Origin of the sequence: Hoylesella oralis ATCC 33269 (genome assembly GCF_000185145.2) — a bacterium.
GTDB lineage: Bacteria > Bacteroidota > Bacteroidia > Bacteroidales > Bacteroidaceae > Prevotella > Prevotella phocaeensis.
This window is the reverse complement of sequence record NZ_GL833119.1, coordinates 1,612,094-1,633,943: the sequence shown is the minus strand read 5'-3', so window position 1 is coordinate 1,633,943 and position 21,850 is coordinate 1,612,094. Positions and strand designations below refer to the sequence as shown.

Genomic DNA, 21,850 nt, shown 5'->3' with positions numbered 1-21,850 from the left:
TGATCAATTTCCCCTATAACTAAATTAAGTAATCATTTAATCTTTGAATTTTCTTTTAATTTTTCATTTCTTCAATAGCATTCACTTGGTCACTCTTGAAATTACGATAAACATTAATTATTATTGCAAGCGCAACCGCTGTTTCTGCTGCACTCACACCTATCGAGAACAACGTAAAGAAAAATCCCTCAAGCTGTCCCGGATATAAAAGACGGTTAAATACCGCAAAATTTATATCCACAGAATTAAGTACAAGTTCTATCGAAATGAGCATTGCCACAAGATTACGACGGGTAACAAAACCGAATACGCCTATGAAAAACAACAAGGCACTTAACACGAAAAAATATTCTACCGGTATCATTTTTTATCCTCCTTTCTCGCAATCATAAGTCCACCTATAATACATGCCAACAAGAACACCGATATGAACTCGAAAGGCAGAACATACTGATACTTCTCAGAACCGACCAAAGCCGTACCTATCGTGTTCATCGGAACTTCCGTATCGCTCACAGAAGCAGACATATCTAAAAATTTATTCTTCAACAAAACTATTACAACTGTTGCCAATCCAAAAAGTGAAACCAACAATCCGGCAATCAAACGGGAGCCTTTAATACGTTCAACGAGTCCTTGCAGGGTTCTTTTAGACACAAGTTGAATTGCAAATATATACAACACGGTAATTCCACCTGCATAAATCGAGATTTGCGCCGCGCCCAAATACGTATAGTCCAGCAAGAAATAAAGGCCTGCCACACCAAAAAGAACAAATATCAGAAAAGTAGCGGCACGCATAATCCTTTTCGTCATTACACACATAATTGCCGAGCCAAGAATGACAACAGACAAAATGCAAAACATTATCAAATTAGCCATAATTGCAACCTCTCCTATTTGGTTTTAGTATTAAACTTCCCGATGGTCATCGGTGCTCCTCCCTCAATGAGTTCGGGAAGGCTTCCACCCTGATAAACTTCTTTATCAAGATGCAACACAAGAGTATTTCGATCGAAAACACTGTTCTCAAAATCGTTGGTAAATTCTATTGAATCGAAATTGCAAGCATTCACGCAGAGTTGACAAAACATGCAATCACCCAAATCATATTGGTAATCTACCAACTGTCGCTTTTTCCTTCCGGTTTCCTCATTGGTCACCATTTCAGACATAATCTTTATGGTTCCGTTCGGACATGCCTTTTCACACATTAAGCAGGCCACACATTTATGGTTTCCATCATCATCACGCTTAAAAACAAGGCGCCCACGATGACGCTTGGCTACATGAAGCGTAGTCTTGCGGTTCTCCGGATATTGTTCTGTACTCTTGGGTGTGAGATACTCTTTAAAAGTAACTCCCAGTCCGGTAGCAAGAGACTTGACGCCATCCAAAATGCCACTGAAATATGATTGTTTATTTTCCATCTAATTGAAATTATAAAATCATGATGCTAAAACATCACTTCTTTCATTGTCATCTTACTATATTTTACCAAAGATTGAAGTTGAATGCCACCCAGATTGTCGCCAATACAAGATTAAATAAAGCGAATGGCATAAGATACTTCCATTCAAGTGTAAGAATTTGGTCGATACGCAGACGTGGAAATGTCCATCGTACCCACATCAACAACCATACCACAACAAATGTCTTACCCAAAAACCATACAATACCGGGAATATAATTCATAACAGTATCAAAGCCATCAATTCCGATATTAAGAGGTGCCCAGCCACCTAAGAATACGGCAGCAGCAATACCGGAAATCACAAAGAGATTAAGGTACTCAGCTAAGTAATAAAACCCGAAGCCCATACCAGAATATTCCGTGTGATAGCCTGCTGTAAGTTCACTTTCAGCCTCAGCCAAGTCGAACGGTCCTCTGTTAGCCTCGGCATTTCCTGCTATCAGAAACAGAATAAAGGCAATGATTGCCGGAATATTCCACTTGCAAATCAGCCAATTACCCGGTCCGGTCTGACTCTCAACAATACCTCCCATCTGCATGGTACCTGTCATTGCCACTGCAGCAATAAGGCAAAGCCCAAGAGTCATTTCATACGATATCATCTGTACGGCACCGCGCATAGCCGAAAGAACCGAATATTTATTATTAGACGCCCAACCGGCAAGAAATATTCCCAAGACACCAATGCTCGAGATGGCAGTAATCATAAAGACTCCCACATTAAAATCAAGTATATGGGCGCCTTTATTCCACGGTAGAAAAGAGAATGTTCCAATAGAAGCAATAATCACAAGAAATGGTGCAATGTAATACAAAAGCTTATCTGCTTTATCTACAGCAAAGATTTCTTTGATAAGCATTTTCAATACATCTGCAAACACTTGAAAGATCCCCCACGGACCTACACGCATAGGACCGAGGCGGCATTGGAAATATGCGCAGACTTTACGTTCCATGAAAATCAAGATAATGGCAAGTACGGCATAACCGATAAGTATCAGCAAGCCAACAACCACGCACTCAATCAGAACTGTCCAAAAGTCTCCCAAGCCAAGTGTTTGGCGCAGAAGAGAGTCGAACCATGTCGTTACTATACTAAAATCAAACATAATTATCTATCAATATCAGGTATTACAAAATCTAAAGCGGCACCCGTTGTTACGAGATCGGCAATCTTCTCTCCACGGAGCATCTCGTCCATAGCTGCCACATGGTTCAATCCCATCGGCCGAAATTTCAATCTATACGGACTCTTATCACCCTTCGAATCGAGATATACACCAATTTCACCTCTCGAACCTTCACAAGAAAAATACCACTGACCTTCGGGAACCTTGATGATTGGCTTCTGTTTCACGTAATAATCGCCTTCGGGAATATTATCAACAAGTTGCTCGATAATACGGATACTCTGGCGTATTTCATCTATACGCACAAGATACCTTCCGTACGAATCGCAGAAATCGTTAGTAATCTCATCCCATTCCACCTTGTCATACATGTCATAAGGATGGTTCTTACGCACGTCGTTCTTCCATCCGGAAGCACGACCGGAAGCACCGGTAACCCCATAACTGATAATGTTTTCTTTGCTCATGGTACCTATTCCGACAAAACGGTTCTTCGTAATTACATTATTACCGAAAACATCCATATATTCTTTCAACATGGGTTTCAGATACGAACAAAGAGTTTTACAATTGTTTACGAAATTGGGATCGATATCTTCTTGGCATCCGCCGATACGATAGTAATTCTGAATAAGGCGGCCGCCTGTGGTTTCTTCCATCACGTTAAGTACGTGTTCCCTATCGCGCATGCTATAAAGAAAGGCGGTAAGGGCGCCAAGGTCTTGTGCACAACAGCCCAAGTAAAGCAAATGAGAGTCTATACGTTGCAATTCATCCATAATTGTACGAATATAACGTATACGATCTGTGAGTTCTACTTCCATCGCCTCTTCAATCACCCCTACAAGCGCATGCCTGTTCATCATTGCGCTCAAGTAATCCATACGGTCAGTAAGTGCCAGTGTCTGAGGATAAGTATATTCCTCACACATCTTTTCCATTCCCCTGTGAATATATCCCAAATGGGGATAAATACGCTTAATGGTCTCACCATCGAGAATAGTTTGAAGGCGCAGCACGCCGTGTGTACTCGGATGTTGCGGACCGATGTTTATCACAAAATCGTCGTCGGTAAACAACGGAACATGCCTTTCTACCAAGCATCCATCACCATCAAGCGAGTATTGGCAAGTATAATTTAATTCTATGTCGTCCTCTAAGGTATAGCCATTCTTCTCCGGAGCCGTATCATAATTCTTACGAAGCGGATATCCAACAAAGTCGTTCCGCAGATAGAGACGCCGCATATCGGGATGCCCCAAGAACTTAATTCCCAAAAAGTCGTAAACCTCTCGTTCAAGAAAATCGGCTGCTTTCCACGAATTCGTAACGGAGTCGAGTACATAATCCTCGCCTATCTGCTTTGCAATAGCCTTTACAGAAATGCGCTCATGGCTTTCCGTATTCTCGAGAATATAGATACATCCCAATCCTTCTTCACCGAAATCTTCGCCAACAATCGTAACAAGATAATCGAAATGCTTTTCATTCTTCAGCTTCTTCATCTCCGAAACAAAGTCGGCTGCTTGAAATTCAATATTATTCAGTTTCATTTCCGTCTACCTTATTTATATTGTCAGCATATTCAAGTTCTTCAGAAGCATTGAAATCTTCAGGAACATCCGTTACTACGATAGGCTTCCGCCCCAACTTCTTTTCAAAGACGAGTTCCTCGTTGCTTTTCCCTGCCTCGTCGGCAGTCTGCTTATGATTTGCTCCGCCAAAGAACTTTTCTATCTTTACTTTACGTTGCAACTGCATCATACCGTACATGATAGCCTCCGGCCGCGGAGGACATCCGGGGATAAACACATCTACCGGCACTATTTCATCGATACCCCGTACTACGTGATAGCTACTTTTAAACGGTCCTCCCGATATGGCACACCCTCCTACAGCTATCACATACTTAGGCTCTGCCATCTCATCGTAAAGGCGTTTAAATGCTGGCGCCATCTTGTTAGTTATCGTACCGGCACACATAATCAGGTCTGCCTGACGGGGAGAGTTACGCGTAACTTCGAAACCAAACCGTGCGAAATCATAACGCGCACAGCCCACTGCCATAAACTCAATACCGCAACAACTCGTTGCAAAGGTAAGACTCCACAGCGAGTTCGAACGCCCCCAGTTAATCATCTGATCCAAAGAGCCGGTAACAACATTTACCCCACCCTCGTGCAATTCGTCGACAATCTGCTCCAAAGAACTGTTGTCCTTGAATTCTTCATAGGGAATACTCTTGATATGCGGCTTTCTTACTTCCATTCCAATGCCCCTTTCCGCCAAGCATAAGCCAAGCCAAATACAAGTACCAACAGAAAGAACCCGATACTGACAAGCGCCATAGGACCGAACTGCTTAACCACCACGGCCCACGGATAAAGCAACACCGTCTCGATGTCGAACATCAGAAACAGAATAGCAAAGAGGTAATAACCGATATGAACCGGAAGCCACGAAGAGCCTCTTGTCGGAATACCGCTTTCATAAGGTTCGCCTTTTACCTGATTATACGAACGGGGACCTATCAACTTGGCTATAGCATACGCTGCTATCACCAAGAAAACAGCCGTCAGCAAAACGGTAACAAATAAAGTAAAATACATAAAAAATATAACGTTATTAATATAATGCTTTTTATATAAATGCTTCTAAGTTGCGTGCAAAGTTAATAATATTTTTGGGAATACTATATTTATTTCAATAAAAATACAAATTAAATCAAAACTGTATAGAATGTAAAATTCCCAGAAAATGCTTTATATCCGCATTCAAAACCTACGAGAAGCAGACGAAACGTATAACCGTGCTCGCGTCATGCTTAAAATCAGCACCGAAAAATGCCCATCGCCCTGCTTCTGGCATAATATTGTTTTAAGCCTCCAACTCCTTTCATCAAGTTTACAGCATTGTCTATTCCCCCGCAGGCGTGTCTCTTTTCTTTATACGCACAGATATTCCGGCCGTTCTGCAACTGTTTATGGTTAACTTCCATAATCATTTGATTTTAAAGGCTATACATATTATTCGCAAAAAGCATAGCTCTTTGTTGTAAGGAGCTATGCTTTTTATCGTAAGGAGATGGCCTCCTTATCGTAAGGAGATGGCCTTTTTACCGTAAGGAGATGGCCTTTTTACGATAAAAAGACGGCCTCTTTATAACAAAGAGACCGTCTCCTTACACAAAATACTAAATTATTTGTCTACATAAACAGCACGGATAGGCAAGAAATCGGCCGGCGAATACTTTGTCCTCAACGTGTGGGCATCGCATCGTTTGCCGGTTTTCCAATCGTTCTCATATCCTCCTGCGTTCACACTATGTCCGAAACACCAAGTATCTACACAGCTGTTATAGAGCGTAGAGCTCATATACTTCGTTACGCATTGGGCCGCATCTCGGCTCCAGCAACCGTCTGAAGTTCTGTAAGCGGCAAAAGGCAGAAAGACTCCATTCTCAATATCCTCCCAAGAGAAGCATTTCGGGCATTGGCGATCGTAACTGGTTGTACGTACACCATTCTCAGGACATGTAAACAAAAGACCGTAAGCCGATTTACAATCGGGCCACTCATGATGCCCTCCGGGACGCCTTCCGGGCCGCCCCCAATGGCCTCCTCCGTGACGGCCACCACCACGGCGACCACCATGACGCCCCCAATGACCTCTTCCGTGAGGACCACAGTAAGTCATCTCTTCAGCGTTTTGGTAGCGATTACTACCATACATGCCATACGCCCACGAACGAACAGTAAACAGCTTTGTCATTTCCTCTGCTGTCGGCAAACGGAACTTACCGCAGGTTGCCCAGTAAACAATATCGCCATAACGGGCTTTACGGAAGTCTTTTGTCTCGCAACGCATCTGCGGATCGGTATACATCTTTCCGCTGATTTCTTTTGTTCCCGACGGCGGACAATAGTAGCCGCGCGGGTTCCAAGCATCGTTGCCGATAACTCCCCAACGGAAAGTATCGTAAACGCATCGCTTGGTAACATTGCTGCTCCACGGCTCTTTATAGAAACCGTAAGAACTCTGGCACCACGGACGGCACGGATCTAACACAACAAAGTTAGACTTTGCCCACTTCACGCCATCGCATTCTACATACGGCGGTTCTTCTGCTGTTTCTAACTCGATATTAAAGTTATAATACTTTCCAGCTTCGAGCTTCATCTGCTTTTTTACGGTATAGGTTTTTCCGTCGCCTCCCTGCACTTCGAGCGTATAGATTTCCGTCTGTCCCTCCGTTGGAAAGAAGGCGGTGTACGTAACTTGCACTTCCGTCGTCGGTTCCACATAGATAACCTGTGCGGACTGTTGTCGACTGAGTTTGCCGTTGAGATTGATTGTCGCTGACGATGGCGCCCCCGTTATCTTCAAACTTTTTGTCATCAGCATCTGTCCGTTGACCTTGAAGGTAAACTTGCAGTTGCACAGCGAAATCAATTCTTGGAGCTTGGCAGAAACTGCTGCTTTGCCGTTACTGACATTATCTACTTGGCCCAATCCGAATTTGAAGAAATAACGATTTACAAAGTCGTTAATCGTACCCAATTGGTGGCTGATGTCCAATTGCAGTTGCCCGACCCCCGCACCTTGCTTGACAGTAGTTCCGTTAATAGCCGGATAGAACATGGAAATGCGGTCACCTTTACTTGCCCACATTTGCCCCTCGAAATGGGTTATATGTCCTGATTCCGTCGCCTCCACTACAGAGGTAAGATGTGTGGCAAAGTTGAAGATGGTAACCTTATCGCCTTTGTCCCAAATGAAAGTTCCATCACTGTTCATCTTGGCTCTGGTCATCGGCGAAGATGCCTGTGGGGCGGAGAAGTCGAAACCGCTTACCTGCGTACCTTTGGCTGCCTCGCTGGTTGTTTCATCGCTCGTACACGCTGCGAACATGGCAGCTATTATAAATATGCTCAAAGAGTTGTAGAAACTCAAAGCATTGAAAATCCTTTTGACCTTCATTCCTTTAAAAATGTTTTTTAATTTACTTGTTAATTACTCTGTGTTGTTGTGCAATCAGAATAGTCTGAATTGGCGGATAAATATGTCAACTGTGTGCCTGTTCCACGCCCCAATTCTACATCTGATTTCATTTTACATCCTCTTCCGAGAAATCGTATTCATCATCCCATAAATTATTTTCTTTGGCACCTTTGAGAATACCTCCTTGTCCCGGTTGTCCCGGCTTAAGACCACCACCGGGCGTACCCTGATTGTTACCGGATCCGCAAATAAACTCCCCTTCAATTTTTACCTCAACCGACTCTACGATCGGCTTTACGTACTCTCTACTTTCCATAAAACTTTACTTTATTAAAATGGTTAATACTATTACTGTTATAATTTTGTTTCATAAAAACTCATTATTTATGCTGTGCTTAGCAAACGGGGAGAAATTACTCACATAAAATGTTATGTGAAATATTAGTTTATAGTAGTTAGCTTTTCCTCTTACACGTAAGTATAATTAAAAAGAAAAAATTAAACAACGATGTATTGACAAGATATTCGAGTTAAACGAGTCCAATACATCAAAAAAACAAAAATTCTCCATACATTATTAATTACTGTTATGAGTGATTACTGTTACTTACACTTTTACTGTTTATACTCTCTACTACTCTCTAAAATTGAGAAAAAGAAATTAAAATAAAGCAAATACGGGTACAAAGGTACACAATAAATCTTAAATATGCAAGAAAACAAATAAAAAATGTCAGGTATAACGAAATATGGCTCGGTAAATACCGAGCCATACATACAATATTTATTTATATTTATTATGCATCAATCAAGCTTCAGACTCTTCTTGATTGCCTCAATCTTTTCGCTGCCAGCCTTATCAAGAGCATCATATTGGTCAGCCTTGGTCATCGTACCTTTCACTTCAATGTAGAACTTAATCTTAGGCTCCGTACCAGATGGCCTTACACTTACTTTGGTATCATCATCGCAGAACCACTGAAGAACATTGCTTGTTGCAGGCATATTAAGTTTAGTTATGTTCCCCTGTTCATCTTTCTGCTCCAAAGAAAGGTAATCTTTCCATATAACGACTTTCGATCCACCAAGCTCTTTCGGAGGATTGTTGCGGAAATTTTCCATCATCTGTTTAATTTCATCCGCTCCTGTTTTACCCGGTCTTACAACATTGATGGTAAACTCTTTCGAGAAACCATATTCAATATAGATATCCATGAGCAGGTCGTAAAGCGTCTTTCCGTTATCTTTAGCGTATGCACATATCTCGGCAAGAAGCGACATTGCCGATACAGCATCCTTATCGCGCACAAAGTCTTCTGCCATGAAACCATAGCTTTCTTCTCCGCCACCGATATACTGTTGCTTCCCTTCCGAGAGACGTATCTCGTTTGCAATCCACTTAAATCCGGTGTAACAGTCACGCATTTCTATGTGTTGTTTTTCTGCAATCTTGCGTATTACCTCTGTAGTAACAATCGTTTTTACGATAAAATCCGTAGGTTTTAATAATCCCTTGGCTTTTCTATTGGTAATAATATAGTAAAGAAACAGCAAACAAGTCTGATTTCCGTTAATAAGTACCCATTCGCCTTTGTCGTTCTTGCATGCCATTCCCACACGGTCGGCATCCGGATCGCTTGCCATCACGATGTCTGCATCTATCTCTTTCGCATCACGGATGGCAAGTGTCAGCGCCTCTCCATTCTCGGGATTAGGCGAAACCACCGTTGGGAAATCGCCGCTCTTTACCATCTGTTCTTTAACACAATGTACATTCTCAAATCCCCAAAGTTTCAACGATTGGGGGATTAGTTTCATACCGGTACCGTGAAGCGGGGTATAAACGATCTTCAAATCTTTCTGATGTTTGATTACTTCAGGATCAATACTCAGTGTATGTATCTTCTCAAGATATATTCTATCGACTTCTTCTCCGATAATTTCTATCAGTGCAGGGTTACCTTTAAACTTCACATCTTCGACATGTACCTTGCCTACCTCTTCTATAATACCCGTGTCATGGGGCATCAACACCTGTGCACCGTCTTCCCAATATGCCTTATATCCGTTATATTCTTTCGGGTTATGCGATGCTGTGATATTTACACCGCCTTGACAATGGAAATGTCGGATCGCAAAAGAGCATTCCGGCGTCGGACGCATATCATCAAAGAGATACGCTTTAATGCCATTAGCCGAAAATATATCGGCAACAGCTTCAGCAAATTTACGGCTGTTATTACGACAATCGTGACAAACTACCACCGAAATAGATGAACGGTCTTTAAAATTTTTCTTCAAATAATTGGCAAAACCTTGTGTTGCCATACCAACCGTATAAATATTCATACGGTTACTTCCGGCTCCCATAATACCACGAAGCCCACCGGTTCCGAACTCTAAATCCTTATAAAAGCTTTCTATCAATTCGGTTTTATCGCTACTCTCAATCATTTTTCGGACAGCCATCCGTGTTTCTTCGTCGAACGAGGGAGACAACCATTGCTCCGCTTTTGCCTCGCATTGGGCTATTAATTCTGAATTGTGTGCCATATAGATTAAATGTTTTTAATTGTACTACTTATTCGCAAAGGTAACTAATTTAAATGAAAAAAGTCTATATCTTCGATGTTTTTTAGTATTTTTGCACATTCGAATTTTTATTATCTGAACAATGCAATTATACTACGAAGGCGTAATTATCGCCATAAGTACTTTTCTGATTATCGGCATATTTCATCCTGTTGTCGTTAAAGTAGAATACTATTTTGGCACCAAGCCATGGTGGATATTCCTTTTTGCCGGCATTTTATCAATTTGCGGCGCGTTCTGCATCAAAGAAATATTGTATTCTGCAATACTGGGCGTATTGGGCGCATCGCTATTATGGTCTATCGGGGAAATATTCTCACAGAAAAAAAGGGTGGAAAAAGGATGGTTTCCCATGAATCCCAAAAGGAAAGACCAATACAATCTAAGAGATAATCAAAAGGCACACACATGTGATAAGCATGATAAAGCGGACCGTTCTGTAAACGAACAAGAATGAAAATAGAATTAATCGTTGTCGGTAAAACTGTAAACAAACATTTCGCGACTTGTATAGACGACTACGTATCGCGCATTAACCATTATATGCCTTTTTCCATTGTTACCATTCCTGAACTGAAAAAAACAAAGAATATTACTAACGAACAGCAGAAACAGCAGGAGGGAGAGATTATACTCAGGCATATACAACCCACGGATACGGTTGTTCTTCTTGACGAACACGGTAAAGAATACAGGAGTATAGAGTTGGCTACATGGATAGAAAAGAAACAACATACTGCCAGAAAGCTTGTCTTGGTAACAGGAGGACCTTATGGATTTTCCAAAGATATGTACGCCAGAGCTAACGAACTCATTTCGCTTTCTAAAATGACATTCTCGCATCAGATGGTACGTCTTATCCTTACCGAACAGTTGTATCGCGCGTGTACTATTATAAAAGGCGAGCCATACCACCACGAATAAACATCTTTTCGTTTCGTCTTTTTGCCCCATATCCAATAACAACTCTTACCGTATCTCATATCTAAGCGATATAGAGCATAAAACTATGGGGAACAGATGGTACATATTACGGGGATAGACATAACATAACAGACAAGTTCTCACTATGGAAGATTTTATTATCCGCATAGTGAGAATATATTGTCCAATGGTTTTATCCGCCCTATATTTTACTTGAAGAATTTTTTATAAGAACCTATAAAACCAGTATAATAATGCACTTTACCTTTTAGCATCGTGTACATGGTGCCGTGCGCAGCATCCATCACAAATATACCTGTGTGCGATACAGATTATTTTCTTATTTTCAACGCTTTTATTTAATGTTTTGTATATTCAATACACTCGACTGACATTTATTCAATTCTCAACTTTCGACCGGCACTCGGCACACACTCCTTTATAATAAAGTTGTACATCGTCCACCAGACTTCCGTCATCTAAAATTCTTTGCACATCCATACGGGGCGCCCGTTCTTGAAATAAATCGGTAACTTTTCCACACCTTTTGCAAAAGAAATGTACATGCGGTTCCGTATTTCCATCGTAACAAACATGATGATCGTCAATGGTTATCATCTGTGCCACATGGTGCTCGGAAAAAAGACGCAGTGTATTATATACCGTTGTTCTACTCAATTTAGGTATTCTATCGCATAAACTTTGGTATACATCTTCTACTGTAGGATGTGTAAAGTGGGTTAAAAGATATTCCATAATTGCAAGACGTTGAATCGATGGCCTTACTCCGCAATCGATCAACCTTTGGTGAGCTTCTTTTTCTCTCATATAGCAAACACTCTATTTGATTGCTGCAAAGATAATTGTTTCTTTTTATTTAAACAAAATAATTTGAATGAATTACAACAACAACTTGTAACTATCCAAATTATTTCTTTGCAAAAAATGATTATTCCAATATCTTTCGTATCATATCCTGTACGGTCAAAATCTGCTGTTCGCCCGTTTTCATATCCTTCAGCGTTACCTTGTTTTCGGCAATCTCATTATCACCGGCAAGCACAACGAAAGGTATGTTCTTGGCATTGGCATAACTCATCTGCTTCTTCATCTTCACCTTGTCGGGATATATCTCCGTACTGATACCTTCTTTTCGCGCAGCATCGACAATAGGCATACAATATTCCGTTTCTTTTTCTCCGAAATTGATAAACAGCAGTTTCGTTCCTTTTACGCTTTCCTTAGGATAAAGGTCTAATGTGTTGAGAACATCATAAATTCTATCGGCACCGAAACTAATGCCCACACCACTAAGTCCCGGCATTCCGAATATGCCTGTTAAGTCGTCGTATCTGCCTCCACCGGTAATGCTTCCCATTGGAGTGTCTAACGCTTTTACTTCAAAAATGGCGCCGGTATAGTAATTCAGGCCACGAGCCAGCGTAAGGTCAAGCTGTATCTCGTTGTTTAACCCCGCCTTTTCAAGCATATTGAAAATGTATCTTGTTTCTTCTACACCTTTAAGACCGGTTTCCGAGCTTGCAAGCACCTCGGCTATTGTCGATAATTTTTCTCTATTCGTGCCTTCGAGCAAGATAATCGGCTGCAATTTCTCTATCGCTCTTTCGGAAATACCAACTGCCCGAAGTTCTGCATTTACGTTGTCTATTCCGATCTTATCGAGTTTATCAATGGCCACGGTTATATCTACTATCTTATCTGCCTCCCCGATAACTTCGGCTATACCCGATAAAATTTTACGATTATTAATCTTGATCAGAACACGTATCTTGAAACGAGTAAACACGGTATCTACTATCTGCATCAGCTCTACCTCATTAAGTAATGAGTTGGAACCTACTACATCTGCATCGCATTGATAGAACTCCCGATAACGCCCTTTCTGCGGACGGTCGGCACGCCATACTGGTTGTATCTGGTATCGTTTGAAAGGCAATTGCAGTTCGTCGAGATGCATAACTACATAACGGGCAAAAGGAACGGTAAGATCATACCGGAGGCCTTTTTCACAGAGTCTCGAAGCAAGCCGGAGAGAATTACGTTCCTGCAGTTCTTCATCTGTAAGTTTACTCATATAATCGCCGGAGTTAAGGACTTTAAAAAGCAATTTATCGCCTTCATCTCCATATTTTCCCATCAACGTTTGCAAGGTCTCCAACGCCGGAGTCTCTATTTGTTGAAATCCATATAGTGCGTAAACTTCTTTTATTGTATCAAAAATATAATTACGCTTTGCCATCTCTAATGGCGAAAAATCTCTTGTTCCCTTTGGTATACTTGTTTTCTGTGTCATATTTGTCTTTTAGTTTCTTATAATGGTTTGCTCTCTGTCAGGCCCAATCGAGACGATTGTTATCGGTGTTTCAAGCTGTCTTTCGAGAAAGGCAATATAGTCGGTAAAAGCTTTCGGGAATTGTATTTCGTTTGTAATCTTCGTCATATCGGTTTTCCAGCCCTTAAACTCTTGATAAACGGGCTCTATACCATGCTCAATATCGTAAGGAAAATAATCTATAACCTTGCCGTTCTGCTTATAGGCAACACAAGCTTTGATCGTATCGAAACTGTCAAGTACATCACTTTTCATCATGATCAGCTTCGTTACGCCGTTTATCATGATGGCATAACGCAATGCCACGAGGTCTATCCACCCACAACGACGTTCACGTCCGGTTACAGCACCATACTCATGTCCCAAATCTCGAATACTTTTTCCTGTCTCATCGAAGAGTTCCGTCGGGAAAGGACCTGCACCAACGCGCGTACAATAAGCTTTCATAATGCCGTACACATCCCCTATCTTATTGGGGCCGATGCCAAGACCGATACATGCTCCGGCACAAATCGTATTGGATGATGTTACGAACGGATAGGAACCGAAATCCACATCGAGCATTGTTCCTTGTGCACCCTCGCAAAGTATGCTTTTTCCTGATCGCAACAAATTGTGAATCTCATGCTCGCTGTCCACAAGAGGGAATTGCTTCATATACTCGATTCCCTCCATCCATTTCTTTTCGGTTTCCGAAATATCGAAATCATTAAAGTCGAGTGCTTTTAACATTGCGAGGTGCCGTTCTTTATGCGCAGCATATTTTTCTTCAAAACAGTCGATGATATCCCCAACTCTCAAGCCGTTACGCGAAACCTTATCTGTATATGTAGGACCGATTCCCTTGCCGGTTGTCCCAACTTTATCTTTTCCTTTGGCGGCCTCGTATGCACGATCGAGAATTCGATGTGTAGGCATTATCAGATGTGCTTTCTTGGATATTCTGAGACGTGTTTTCAACTCGTGTCCACTCTTTTCTAAATCCTTGGCCTCTTCCATAAAAAGATCCGGTGCTATAACGACTCCATTTCCTATAATATTCACCTTACCTCCTTGGAATATACCCGAAGGAATGCTACGAAGCACATACTTTTGTCCGTCGAATTCCAATGTATGTCCGGCATTCGGACCACCTTGAAATCTCGCGACAACATCATACCTCGGCGTCAGAACATCCACAACCTTTCCTTTTCCCTCATCTCCCCATTGAAGACCTAAAAGGACATCAACCTTACCTGTTTCCATATATTATTGCTTTTTAGTTTTCACTGTTTTTATTTGATTCTCTAGTCTAGTATTCTTAGCTTGGCATGAGCTGCAAATTCCATAAATATAAACCGAAAAACTGTCTTTACGAAAACGCTTCAGTCTCATCCCATCTATCACCTGTAAAATTTCCGGCGAATTGATCTCTCTCACCGCTCCGCATACGGAACAAATCTGATGACAATGGCCTTTATCGTTAAACCCCACCTCATATTTTGTACTTCCATGTAGATTATGGCGCACTACTAACCGCAACTTACAAAAAAGTCTCAATGCATTATATAGCGTGGCTCTGCTTACACGAAAGCTGTCTTTTTCAAGTGATCGGCCAAGCTCTTCGATCGTGAAATGCCCTTTCATGCTGCAGACTCCATCGAGTATGGCATATCTTTCAGGCGTCTTTCTACAATGATTAAGTTGCAGATAATTATCCAACACTTGCCTTATAGACGCATGAACGCTTTTTTTCATTTCAAACTACAATCATGTAAGATGCACAAAGGTACCATTTATATTTCTATTCCACCAACGATAAAAATTAAAAATATAAAAAATAACAATCTATTCAAATATCGGCAAATGGTGTAGTGATAACGCTTTCTTAGCCAAAATAGCGTAAACATCTCCCAAATTACAAAAATGTTCCACGCATGTAAGAGCGGCATGACGCACATTGGTGTTACCATTTTCAAATACTACCGACACTTGATCTAAAAATTCATTGATACCTCGTTCATTGGGCTCTTGCCCTTTTATAAATAAACGAGCCAGCAACTGGTAACCACAAAGCTGTGGTATATCGTTATTAGAAGCTATCCATTTGAAAGCTATAACTGGGGCATAAGTAAGATACTGATATAGATTAAATGCCGACAATTCTGCAAGTTCTTGCGTATGAGTTTGCTCCATCCAAATATCAACGACTCCGGGTAGCATCTTATCAGCAGGCATAATCAGTGTTGCAAGTATCTTGCACTCGCGTACATCCTCTTTCCATAAAGCGATAGCCAAATCGTAATCTTTTCCATATTGCTTTGCCATTTCCTTTAATTGGGGCAGTCCTATTCCCCAATTTATCTTATAGTCGAGACCTTTCTCACGCATCGATTGCGACGCAACCCCATTCATCCTCAAATGGAATGACTTTTTAATCTCTAATATTTTTATACTGACGTCTTTTTTCATAGCAATCCATACTCCTTAGAATACCGCAACATTTGATGTTCAAAAGTCTCTGTATAATCTAATTCAATATCGATGATTTCGCCTTTATGTCCATAAACGGGTTTCATCCAAGGATTAATAAATCCCTTGTATGGCGAAATATTCAATTTGGCATAACGTTGCAGGATTTCCTCATGCAATACCGGATCGAGGATAACACCGTACCGCTCAACTAAATTCTTTGCTTCTATATAATCTCCTTCGCTTTTGATACGCTGTATTTCGGCCAGTAAACGGGCGAACAAATTACGCAATACCACATAATCTTTCACTTTTATGTAAGTATGCCTATCCCGCTTCACCCATTCTACGGCTCCACAAGCATGTTCCATCACCCAATTACTTATCAAAGCACGGTTACGCATATGGGCTTCTTCTATCTGGGCTCCAAATTTTATACGCACTTGCTGCGTCATAAGTCCATTCATCATATAAGTATAATACTGCGACTTATATGCCTCCATATTAGGAAGTAACTCCAGCTGAACCATTTTCTCATCGGCAATATAATACAGACCAAATAAATCGGCACGCGCTTCTTCAATAATGTCTCCGTATGCTCCGAGTGCGTTGGAGTCTACTCCGGAAAGCAACTGACCACTCCCATGTCCGAGACACTCATGCAAGTCTGTATGTAAACTATCACAAATATCACCGTATTTATCGATATTCTGAAGCGTATCATCATCCACAACAAATTCTTCATAGAAACCGTTTCCTCGGGCTGCATGGTTATATGCTTCAATTAGATTGGCAATAGTTACACTTTTGGAACCGTATTTAGCACGGATCCAATCTGCATTCGGAAGATTAATTCCTATTGCTGAAGATGGATATTCGTCGCCACCAAGCATTGCCGCACAGACAACATTCGCCGTTACACCTCTTACTATTTGCTTTTTGAAGCGCCGATCTACCGGTGAATGGTCTTCAAACCATTGGGCGTTCGAGCTGATTATATTAGTTCTCTTAGTGGCTTCTAAGTCTTTAAACTCCACAATTCCTTCCCACGAACCCTTGATGCCGAGTGGATCACCATACACTTCTATAAAGCCATTCACGAAGTCCACATTGCCTTCTTTTTCTTTCAACCATTCGATAGAATAAGTGTTGAACACACGTAAATCGCCCGTCCGGTAATATTTGATCAGCAAATCTATAACCTTTATCTGATGCTTATTCTCGGCATAATCTTTAGCTTTATTGAGCCAATATACAATTTGTCGGATTGCTGGGGCATAAAGGCTTTCCGTCGTCCACCTATCTTCTGTTAAGATACCACCCTTTTTAATTAATTTAGAATTTAGTCCATACGATGGCGGTTCTTCATCTGTAGCATCTTTCATTGCAGCATAGAACGTTTCTACTTCCTGCTGACTCACATGGTCGTAAAAATTACAAGCGGAAGTCTTCACAATATCTTCGCTTGCATTCTTATTTACTCGTTTTGGCAAAACGGTTGCATCAAAAATAACAGGAAATATATCTTCGCACAGTTCATCAACCGTTTGTTCTTCTGATAAAGGGAGCCATGAACTTACTTGTTTAAGAATATCTTTAAAAAAATGGGGAGAAAACTCCGGCAAGAATTTCTCATAACCGTAATGATGATAAATACCATTAGAAAACCACAATCGTTTCAAATAAACCTCAAGCCTTTTAAAATCTGCCTGCTTACGGTCACCTTCGTATTTCGTAAGAACCACTTCAAGAATTTTCCGTATCAATAAATTATACTTCCCAAATTGATCGGTTGTAATATCCCTCCCCGATAGCGTTGCTTTAGAAAGAAAATATATAAACGCTTTCTGTCTTGTAGAAAGCGTTTCAAAACCATTCAGACGGTAACGTAGCAACTGTAAATCGGCAAAGCGCTCGTCTGAAAATCTAAAGTTTTCTTGCATAGTAATTATTCACTCGCTTATTTTCTATTCTTTAAACCCGGCTTTCGCCCTCTTTTCTTGGGCTCCTCTTTTTGAAGCGGATGCTGGACGTAATGACGTATCTTGTAATCGCGCGGAGTACAGCCATTAATTTTAAAAAACGCGCCATAGAAAGATTGGCGATTTGCAAAGCCAACCATATCGGAAATATCTTCCATATTTAAATCCTTATACCGTTTATCACTCAATAGTGCCATTGCCTCCTCTATCCTATATTTATTAATAAACGATGTATAATTCATATGGAAACGTACATTCACTACAGCGGAAATATAACGTGTATTAGTACCAAGTTCTTCCGCTAAACGCTTTGCAGAATAACCTTTTTCTTTATATTTTTTTTGGAAAAGAATAACGTTCAACATCTTTTCTTTCAACTCATCCATCAGTTTGGGGCTAACAAGAGTTCTATAAGCGGCTTCCTTTTCTTTCTTTTCTGTAATATTATATTTCGCCATATTGATAATAATATGATTAGAATACTCCTATTTGTTGCAAATATAATGAATATTTCTCTATTCATCAAGTTATTTACATACATTTTTATAAAAATATTGTATCTTTGTCAAGATATCTGTTTATTACATGAAAGCTATAGATATTTTAAAAAAATATTACGGTTATAATTCTTTCAGACCGAACCAAGAAAAGATTATTCAAGAAATAATTCAAGGCCAAGATTGTTTTGTACTCATGCCTACAGGAGGTGGCAAAAGCATCTGCTACCAAATTCCAGCACTCGCCATGCAAGGTACTGCCGTAGTCGTCTCACCACTGATTAGTTTGATGCACGATCAAGTACAAGCCCTCAAAACAAACGGTATTGCTGCCGAAGAATTAAACAGCGTCAACGATGCTAACCAAGACACCATGATACGACGCAAATGTATGTCAGGCGAGCTGAAACTCATTTATGTATCACCCGAACGACTTATCTCTGAAATACCCCATCTATTCTCCAGCATACATATCAGCCTATTCGCCATTGACGAGGCGCATTGCATCAGTCAGTGGGGACACGATTTTCGCCCGGAGTATGCTCGACTTGGCATATTACGGGAGAAGTTCCCCACGATACCGATTATTGCACTCACGGCAACTGCTGACCGTATCACACGCGAAGATATCATCAAGCAGTTACATCTAAATATCGGTGATGACCACAAACACCGTGTCTTCATCTCCTCATTCGACCGCTCCAACTTATCACTTTCTGTGAAACGAGGATATAAGAAACAGGCTAAGATGCGCTATATTGTAGATTTCATTAGGGCACATGTCAATGAATCAGGTATCATCTACTGTCTGAGCCGCAAAATTACCGAAAGTGTATCTGTTGAATTGCAGAAACTCGGTATTGACGCAGCCACATATCATGCAGGGCTAAGTACTGGAGAGCGGACACGTATACAGAATCTATTTAAAAACGATCAAATACAAGTGATTTGTGCCACTATCGCTTTCGGTATGGGCATTGATAAAAGTAATATTCGTTGGGTAATTCATTACAATCTACCTAAAAGCATTGAGAACTTTTATCAGGAAATAGGGCGTGCGGGACGAGATGGCGCGCCTGCCGATACAGTTCTTTTTTATGACCTTTCCGACATTGTAATGCTACGAAAATTCGCAATAGAAAGTAGGCAGCATAACTTAAACATGGAGAAGCTCAACTATATGCGTCAGTACGCCGAGAGTAGCGTGTGTCGTCGCAGAATACTGCTCAATTATTTTAATGAACAAACCGATCACGACTGCGGAAATTGTGATGTATGTACCCATCCGCCAAAACGGTTCAACGGTACAGAAATTATACAGAAAGCGCTTAGCGCTGTATTCCGTACAAGCGAGAAGATAGGTATCAATACTGCTATCGAAATACTGCGAGGTATACGATCGAACACAGTTATTAAGAACAGATTCTGGGAAATAAAGACCTTCAGTGCGGGTAAAGAAGTTTCGACAGATGACTGGCACGATTACTTCTTACAAATGCTACAAATGGGATTTATCGAAATCGCTTATAACGACCATCACCATGTAAAGATTACAACAAGTGGTAGAGAGGTTCTCTTCGGAAAGAAACGTGCAGAATTGATTGTTATCGATAAAGCAGAAAAAATATCTCCAATGCCTCACAATCGTACAAGAAAGAAACCTATTCCAGAAGTGAGACTTTCACCTGCAGTTATCGCTTCTCCTTATATACAGGAAGATCAAGCACTATTTCAAATTCTCCGCAAACATCGTATGGAGTTAGCTAAAGAGCAAGGAATTCCGGCATACATGATTTTCTCAGATGCGGTTCTGCACTTGCTGGCTACGCATAAACCTATTGACATGGAACATTTCGGACAGATTTTAGGAATTGGCGAATTCAAAAAGAAGAAATACGGAGAAAGCTTTATAAACATTATTCAACAGTTCCTATAAAAGTTGTAAGGTCAAAATACGTCGCCGTCACGTAAAGAATAAATATTACAATAATTCCGTTAGCAAGGTTTTCTTGTTCCCTACTTATATATCGTTTATATTTTCTCTCGTTAACATACCGTAGTATAAGGCTTCAAGTTCTTGAACTGTCAATGTTTCTACCTTGCGTTCAATTAACCGGATCAATTCTTCACGACGAAAGTCTTCATCCACTGTCGGGCTGTGAAAATTTACCATATCATGCATTATTTTAAAATTCCGAAGCAAGTCCACCTTCGCTAGTTTCTTTATATAAGGAAGGTAAATCGTGACCGGTCTGCTTCATTACCTTAACCACACGATCAAACGAAACGCGATGCTTACCATCCGAGAATGCTGAATAAAGATTGGAATCAAGAGCTCGTGTTGCTGCAAAAGCATTGCGTTCGATACAAGGAATTTGAACGAGTCCGCATACAGGATCACACGTCATCCCAAGATGATGTTCGAGTCCCATCTCTGCTGCGTACTCAATCTGTGCCGGACTCCCACCGAATAACTGGCATGCTGCAGCCGAAGCCATGGCACATGCGACTCCCACCTCTCCTTGACATCCTACATCAGCCCCCGAAATAGAAGCATTCTGTTTTACAATATTCCCAATCAGACCTGCGGTAGCCAAGGCATGTAGAATACGCATATCGCTGAAAGAATGTCCTTTAGATAGATGATACAAAACTGCGGGCACCACTCCAGAAGCGCCACATGTGGGTGCTGTAACGGTAATACCGCCCGCCGCATTCTCTTCGCTTGCAGCCAATGCATAGGCATATACCAACGCTCTGGTTTGCAAAGACTGCTTGTATCCGCTTGCTTTTACATAATAAGTGGCTGCTTTACGGGGGAGATTTAACGGCCCTGGCAACACACCTTCATGGTCCAAACCGTTCTCAATCTCTGTCTGCATCACTTTCCACACTTCCATCAAATAATCCCAAATATCCTCATCTTCGCATTTCTGTACATATTCCCAATAACTTCTGCCATTCTTCTCACACCAATGCATGATCTCCGTCATCGTGTTAAGATCATACACTTCTCTCGTATCGAACACACTGTCAGACACATCGCCTTCTGATAAAGCACCACCACCTATACTATATACTGTCCATTTATCAATTTCATTACCTACGACATCAAATGCCTTAAATTCCATACCATTAGGATGGAACGGCAAAAATATTTGAGGTTTCCAAAGAATAGTAACTGGAGCAATTTTCTCCAAAACTTCTTGTATAGCCACATCGGTCATATGTCCTTTGCCTGTAGCGGCAAGACTTCCATACAATGTTACCTCGAAAGCAGCAGCTTCAGGATGTTTCGAAGCATATATCTTAGCTGCCTTATGTGGTCCCATCGTATGGCTACTCGAAGGTCCTTTCCCTATTTTATATAATTCTCTTAGAGATTTCATAACGTTTACATATCTTATGCAAAAGTACATTATTTTCCAGATATATGCTTATATTTT

The 21,850-nt window shown here is 40.9% G+C and carries 22 protein-coding genes; 3 read left to right on the top strand and 19 right to left on the bottom strand.

The window, feature by feature from the left end; genetic code table 11:
* Positions 1–55 precede the first annotated feature (55 nt).
* The 11 genes from nuoK to HMPREF0663_RS09225 all read right to left on the bottom strand — a co-directional run bounded on the left by nuoK (position 56) and on the right by HMPREF0663_RS09225 (position 10,158).
* Positions 56–364, bottom strand: coding sequence for an NADH-quinone oxidoreductase subunit NuoK (nuoK, locus tag HMPREF0663_RS09270; RefSeq protein ID WP_004370218.1), 309 nt, complete (start codon positions 362–364; stop codon positions 56–58).
* A complete protein-coding gene (locus HMPREF0663_RS09265; protein WP_004370217.1) occupies positions 361–882 on the bottom strand; it encodes an NADH-quinone oxidoreductase subunit J family protein in 522 nt (173 codons plus the stop codon). The genes nuoK and HMPREF0663_RS09265 overlap by 4 nt, the downstream gene beginning before the upstream one ends.
* A gap of 14 nt (positions 883–896) precedes the next feature.
* Entirely contained in the window at positions 897–1,430 is a 534-nt protein-coding gene (locus HMPREF0663_RS09260) for a 4Fe-4S dicluster domain-containing protein (protein WP_004370216.1), read from the bottom strand.
* A gap of 64 nt (positions 1,431–1,494) precedes the next feature.
* Complete coding sequence (nuoH, locus tag HMPREF0663_RS09255) at positions 1,495–2,583, bottom strand: NADH-quinone oxidoreductase subunit NuoH (RefSeq protein ID WP_004370215.1); 1,089 nt, start codon at positions 2,581–2,583, stop codon at positions 1,495–1,497.
* Between the two features lie 2 nt (positions 2,584–2,585).
* Positions 2,586–4,157 carry an NADH-quinone oxidoreductase subunit D-related protein gene (locus HMPREF0663_RS09250; RefSeq protein WP_004370214.1) on the bottom strand — a complete coding sequence of 524 codons (1,572 nt, stop codon included), beginning with the start codon at positions 4,155–4,157 and terminating at the stop codon, positions 2,586–2,588.
* Complete coding sequence (locus HMPREF0663_RS09245) at positions 4,144–4,872, bottom strand: NADH-quinone oxidoreductase subunit B (protein WP_004370213.1); 729 nt, start codon at positions 4,870–4,872, stop codon at positions 4,144–4,146. The genes HMPREF0663_RS09250 and HMPREF0663_RS09245 overlap by 14 nt, the downstream gene beginning before the upstream one ends.
* Entirely contained in the window at positions 4,863–5,213 is a 351-nt protein-coding gene (locus tag HMPREF0663_RS09240) for an NADH-quinone oxidoreductase subunit A (protein ID WP_004370212.1), read from the bottom strand. The genes HMPREF0663_RS09245 and HMPREF0663_RS09240 overlap by 10 nt, the downstream gene beginning before the upstream one ends.
* Positions 5,214–5,434: 221 nt before the next feature.
* Complete coding sequence (locus HMPREF0663_RS11975) at positions 5,435–5,602, bottom strand: hypothetical protein (RefSeq protein WP_016665172.1); 168 nt, start codon at positions 5,600–5,602, stop codon at positions 5,435–5,437.
* Positions 5,603–5,802: 200 nt separating this feature from the next.
* Positions 5,803–7,584, bottom strand: a complete 1,782-nt coding sequence (locus tag HMPREF0663_RS09235; protein WP_004370210.1) for a fimbrillin family protein — start codon at positions 7,582–7,584, stop codon at positions 5,803–5,805.
* 127 nt (positions 7,585–7,711) lie between these two features.
* Positions 7,712–7,921, bottom strand: a complete 210-nt coding sequence (locus HMPREF0663_RS09230) for a hypothetical protein (RefSeq protein WP_004370209.1) — start codon at positions 7,919–7,921, stop codon at positions 7,712–7,714.
* A 488-nt stretch (positions 7,922–8,409) separates the two neighbouring features.
* On the bottom strand, positions 8,410–10,158 hold the full coding sequence (locus HMPREF0663_RS09225; RefSeq protein ID WP_004370208.1) for a phospho-sugar mutase: 1,749 nt from the start codon (positions 10,156–10,158) through the stop codon (positions 8,410–8,412).
* 121 nt (positions 10,159–10,279) lie between these two features.
* On the opposite strand from HMPREF0663_RS09225, the gene HMPREF0663_RS09220 reads away from it, so the two are divergent.
* Complete coding sequence (locus HMPREF0663_RS09220; protein ID WP_004370207.1) at positions 10,280–10,654, top strand: DUF4491 family protein; 375 nt, start codon at positions 10,280–10,282, stop codon at positions 10,652–10,654.
* Positions 10,651–11,121 carry a 23S rRNA (pseudouridine(1915)-N(3))-methyltransferase RlmH gene (gene rlmH / locus HMPREF0663_RS09215; RefSeq protein ID WP_004370206.1) on the top strand — a complete coding sequence of 157 codons (471 nt, stop codon included), beginning with the start codon at positions 10,651–10,653 and terminating at the stop codon, positions 11,119–11,121. The genes HMPREF0663_RS09220 and rlmH overlap by 4 nt, the downstream gene beginning before the upstream one ends.
* A 399-nt stretch (positions 11,122–11,520) precedes the next feature.
* On the opposite strand, the gene HMPREF0663_RS09210 is transcribed toward rlmH, so the two are convergent.
* The 7 genes from HMPREF0663_RS09210 to HMPREF0663_RS09180 all read right to left on the bottom strand — a co-directional run bounded on the left by HMPREF0663_RS09210 (position 11,521) and on the right by HMPREF0663_RS09180 (position 18,365).
* Positions 11,521–11,949, bottom strand: coding sequence for a Fur family transcriptional regulator (locus HMPREF0663_RS09210; RefSeq protein ID WP_004370205.1), 429 nt, complete (start codon positions 11,947–11,949; stop codon positions 11,521–11,523).
* A gap of 121 nt (positions 11,950–12,070) precedes the next feature.
* Entirely contained in the window at positions 12,071–13,435 is a 1,365-nt protein-coding gene (gene hisS / locus HMPREF0663_RS09205; RefSeq protein ID WP_004370204.1) for a histidine--tRNA ligase, read from the bottom strand.
* A gap of 9 nt (positions 13,436–13,444) precedes the next feature.
* Positions 13,445–14,719: an adenylosuccinate synthase gene (locus HMPREF0663_RS09200; protein ID WP_004370203.1), complete on the bottom strand. Its 1,275-nt coding sequence runs from the start codon at positions 14,717–14,719 to the stop codon at positions 13,445–13,447.
* A gap of 3 nt (positions 14,720–14,722) precedes the next feature.
* Entirely contained in the window at positions 14,723–15,211 is a 489-nt protein-coding gene (locus tag HMPREF0663_RS09195) for a Fur family transcriptional regulator (protein WP_004370202.1), read from the bottom strand.
* A gap of 90 nt (positions 15,212–15,301) precedes the next feature.
* The gene (locus tag HMPREF0663_RS09190; protein WP_004370201.1) at positions 15,302–15,925 is read right to left on the bottom strand and encodes a DNA alkylation repair protein; all 624 of its coding nucleotides are present in this window, start codon (positions 15,923–15,925) and stop codon (positions 15,302–15,304) included.
* Positions 15,922–17,868 (bottom strand): dipeptidyl-peptidase 3 family protein, encoded by a 1,947-nt coding sequence (locus HMPREF0663_RS09185; RefSeq protein ID WP_004370200.1) that lies wholly within the window; start codon positions 17,866–17,868, stop codon positions 15,922–15,924. Before HMPREF0663_RS09185 ends, HMPREF0663_RS09190 begins: the two co-directional genes overlap by 4 nt.
* Positions 17,869–17,885: 17 nt before the next feature.
* The gene (locus HMPREF0663_RS09180; protein WP_004370199.1) at positions 17,886–18,365 is read right to left on the bottom strand and encodes a helix-turn-helix domain-containing protein; all 480 of its coding nucleotides are present in this window, start codon (positions 18,363–18,365) and stop codon (positions 17,886–17,888) included.
* A 127-nt stretch (positions 18,366–18,492) separates the two neighbouring features.
* Here HMPREF0663_RS09180 and recQ point away from each other — a divergent pair, with 127 nt between their 5' ends.
* Positions 18,493–20,340, top strand: a complete 1,848-nt coding sequence (gene recQ / locus HMPREF0663_RS09175) for a DNA helicase RecQ (RefSeq protein WP_004370198.1) — start codon at positions 18,493–18,495, stop codon at positions 20,338–20,340.
* A 250-nt stretch (positions 20,341–20,590) separates the two neighbouring features.
* On the opposite strand, the gene HMPREF0663_RS09170 is transcribed toward recQ, so the two are convergent.
* Entirely contained in the window at positions 20,591–21,793 is a 1,203-nt protein-coding gene (locus tag HMPREF0663_RS09170) for an L-serine ammonia-lyase (protein ID WP_004370196.1), read from the bottom strand.
* Positions 21,794–21,850 lie beyond the last annotated feature (57 nt).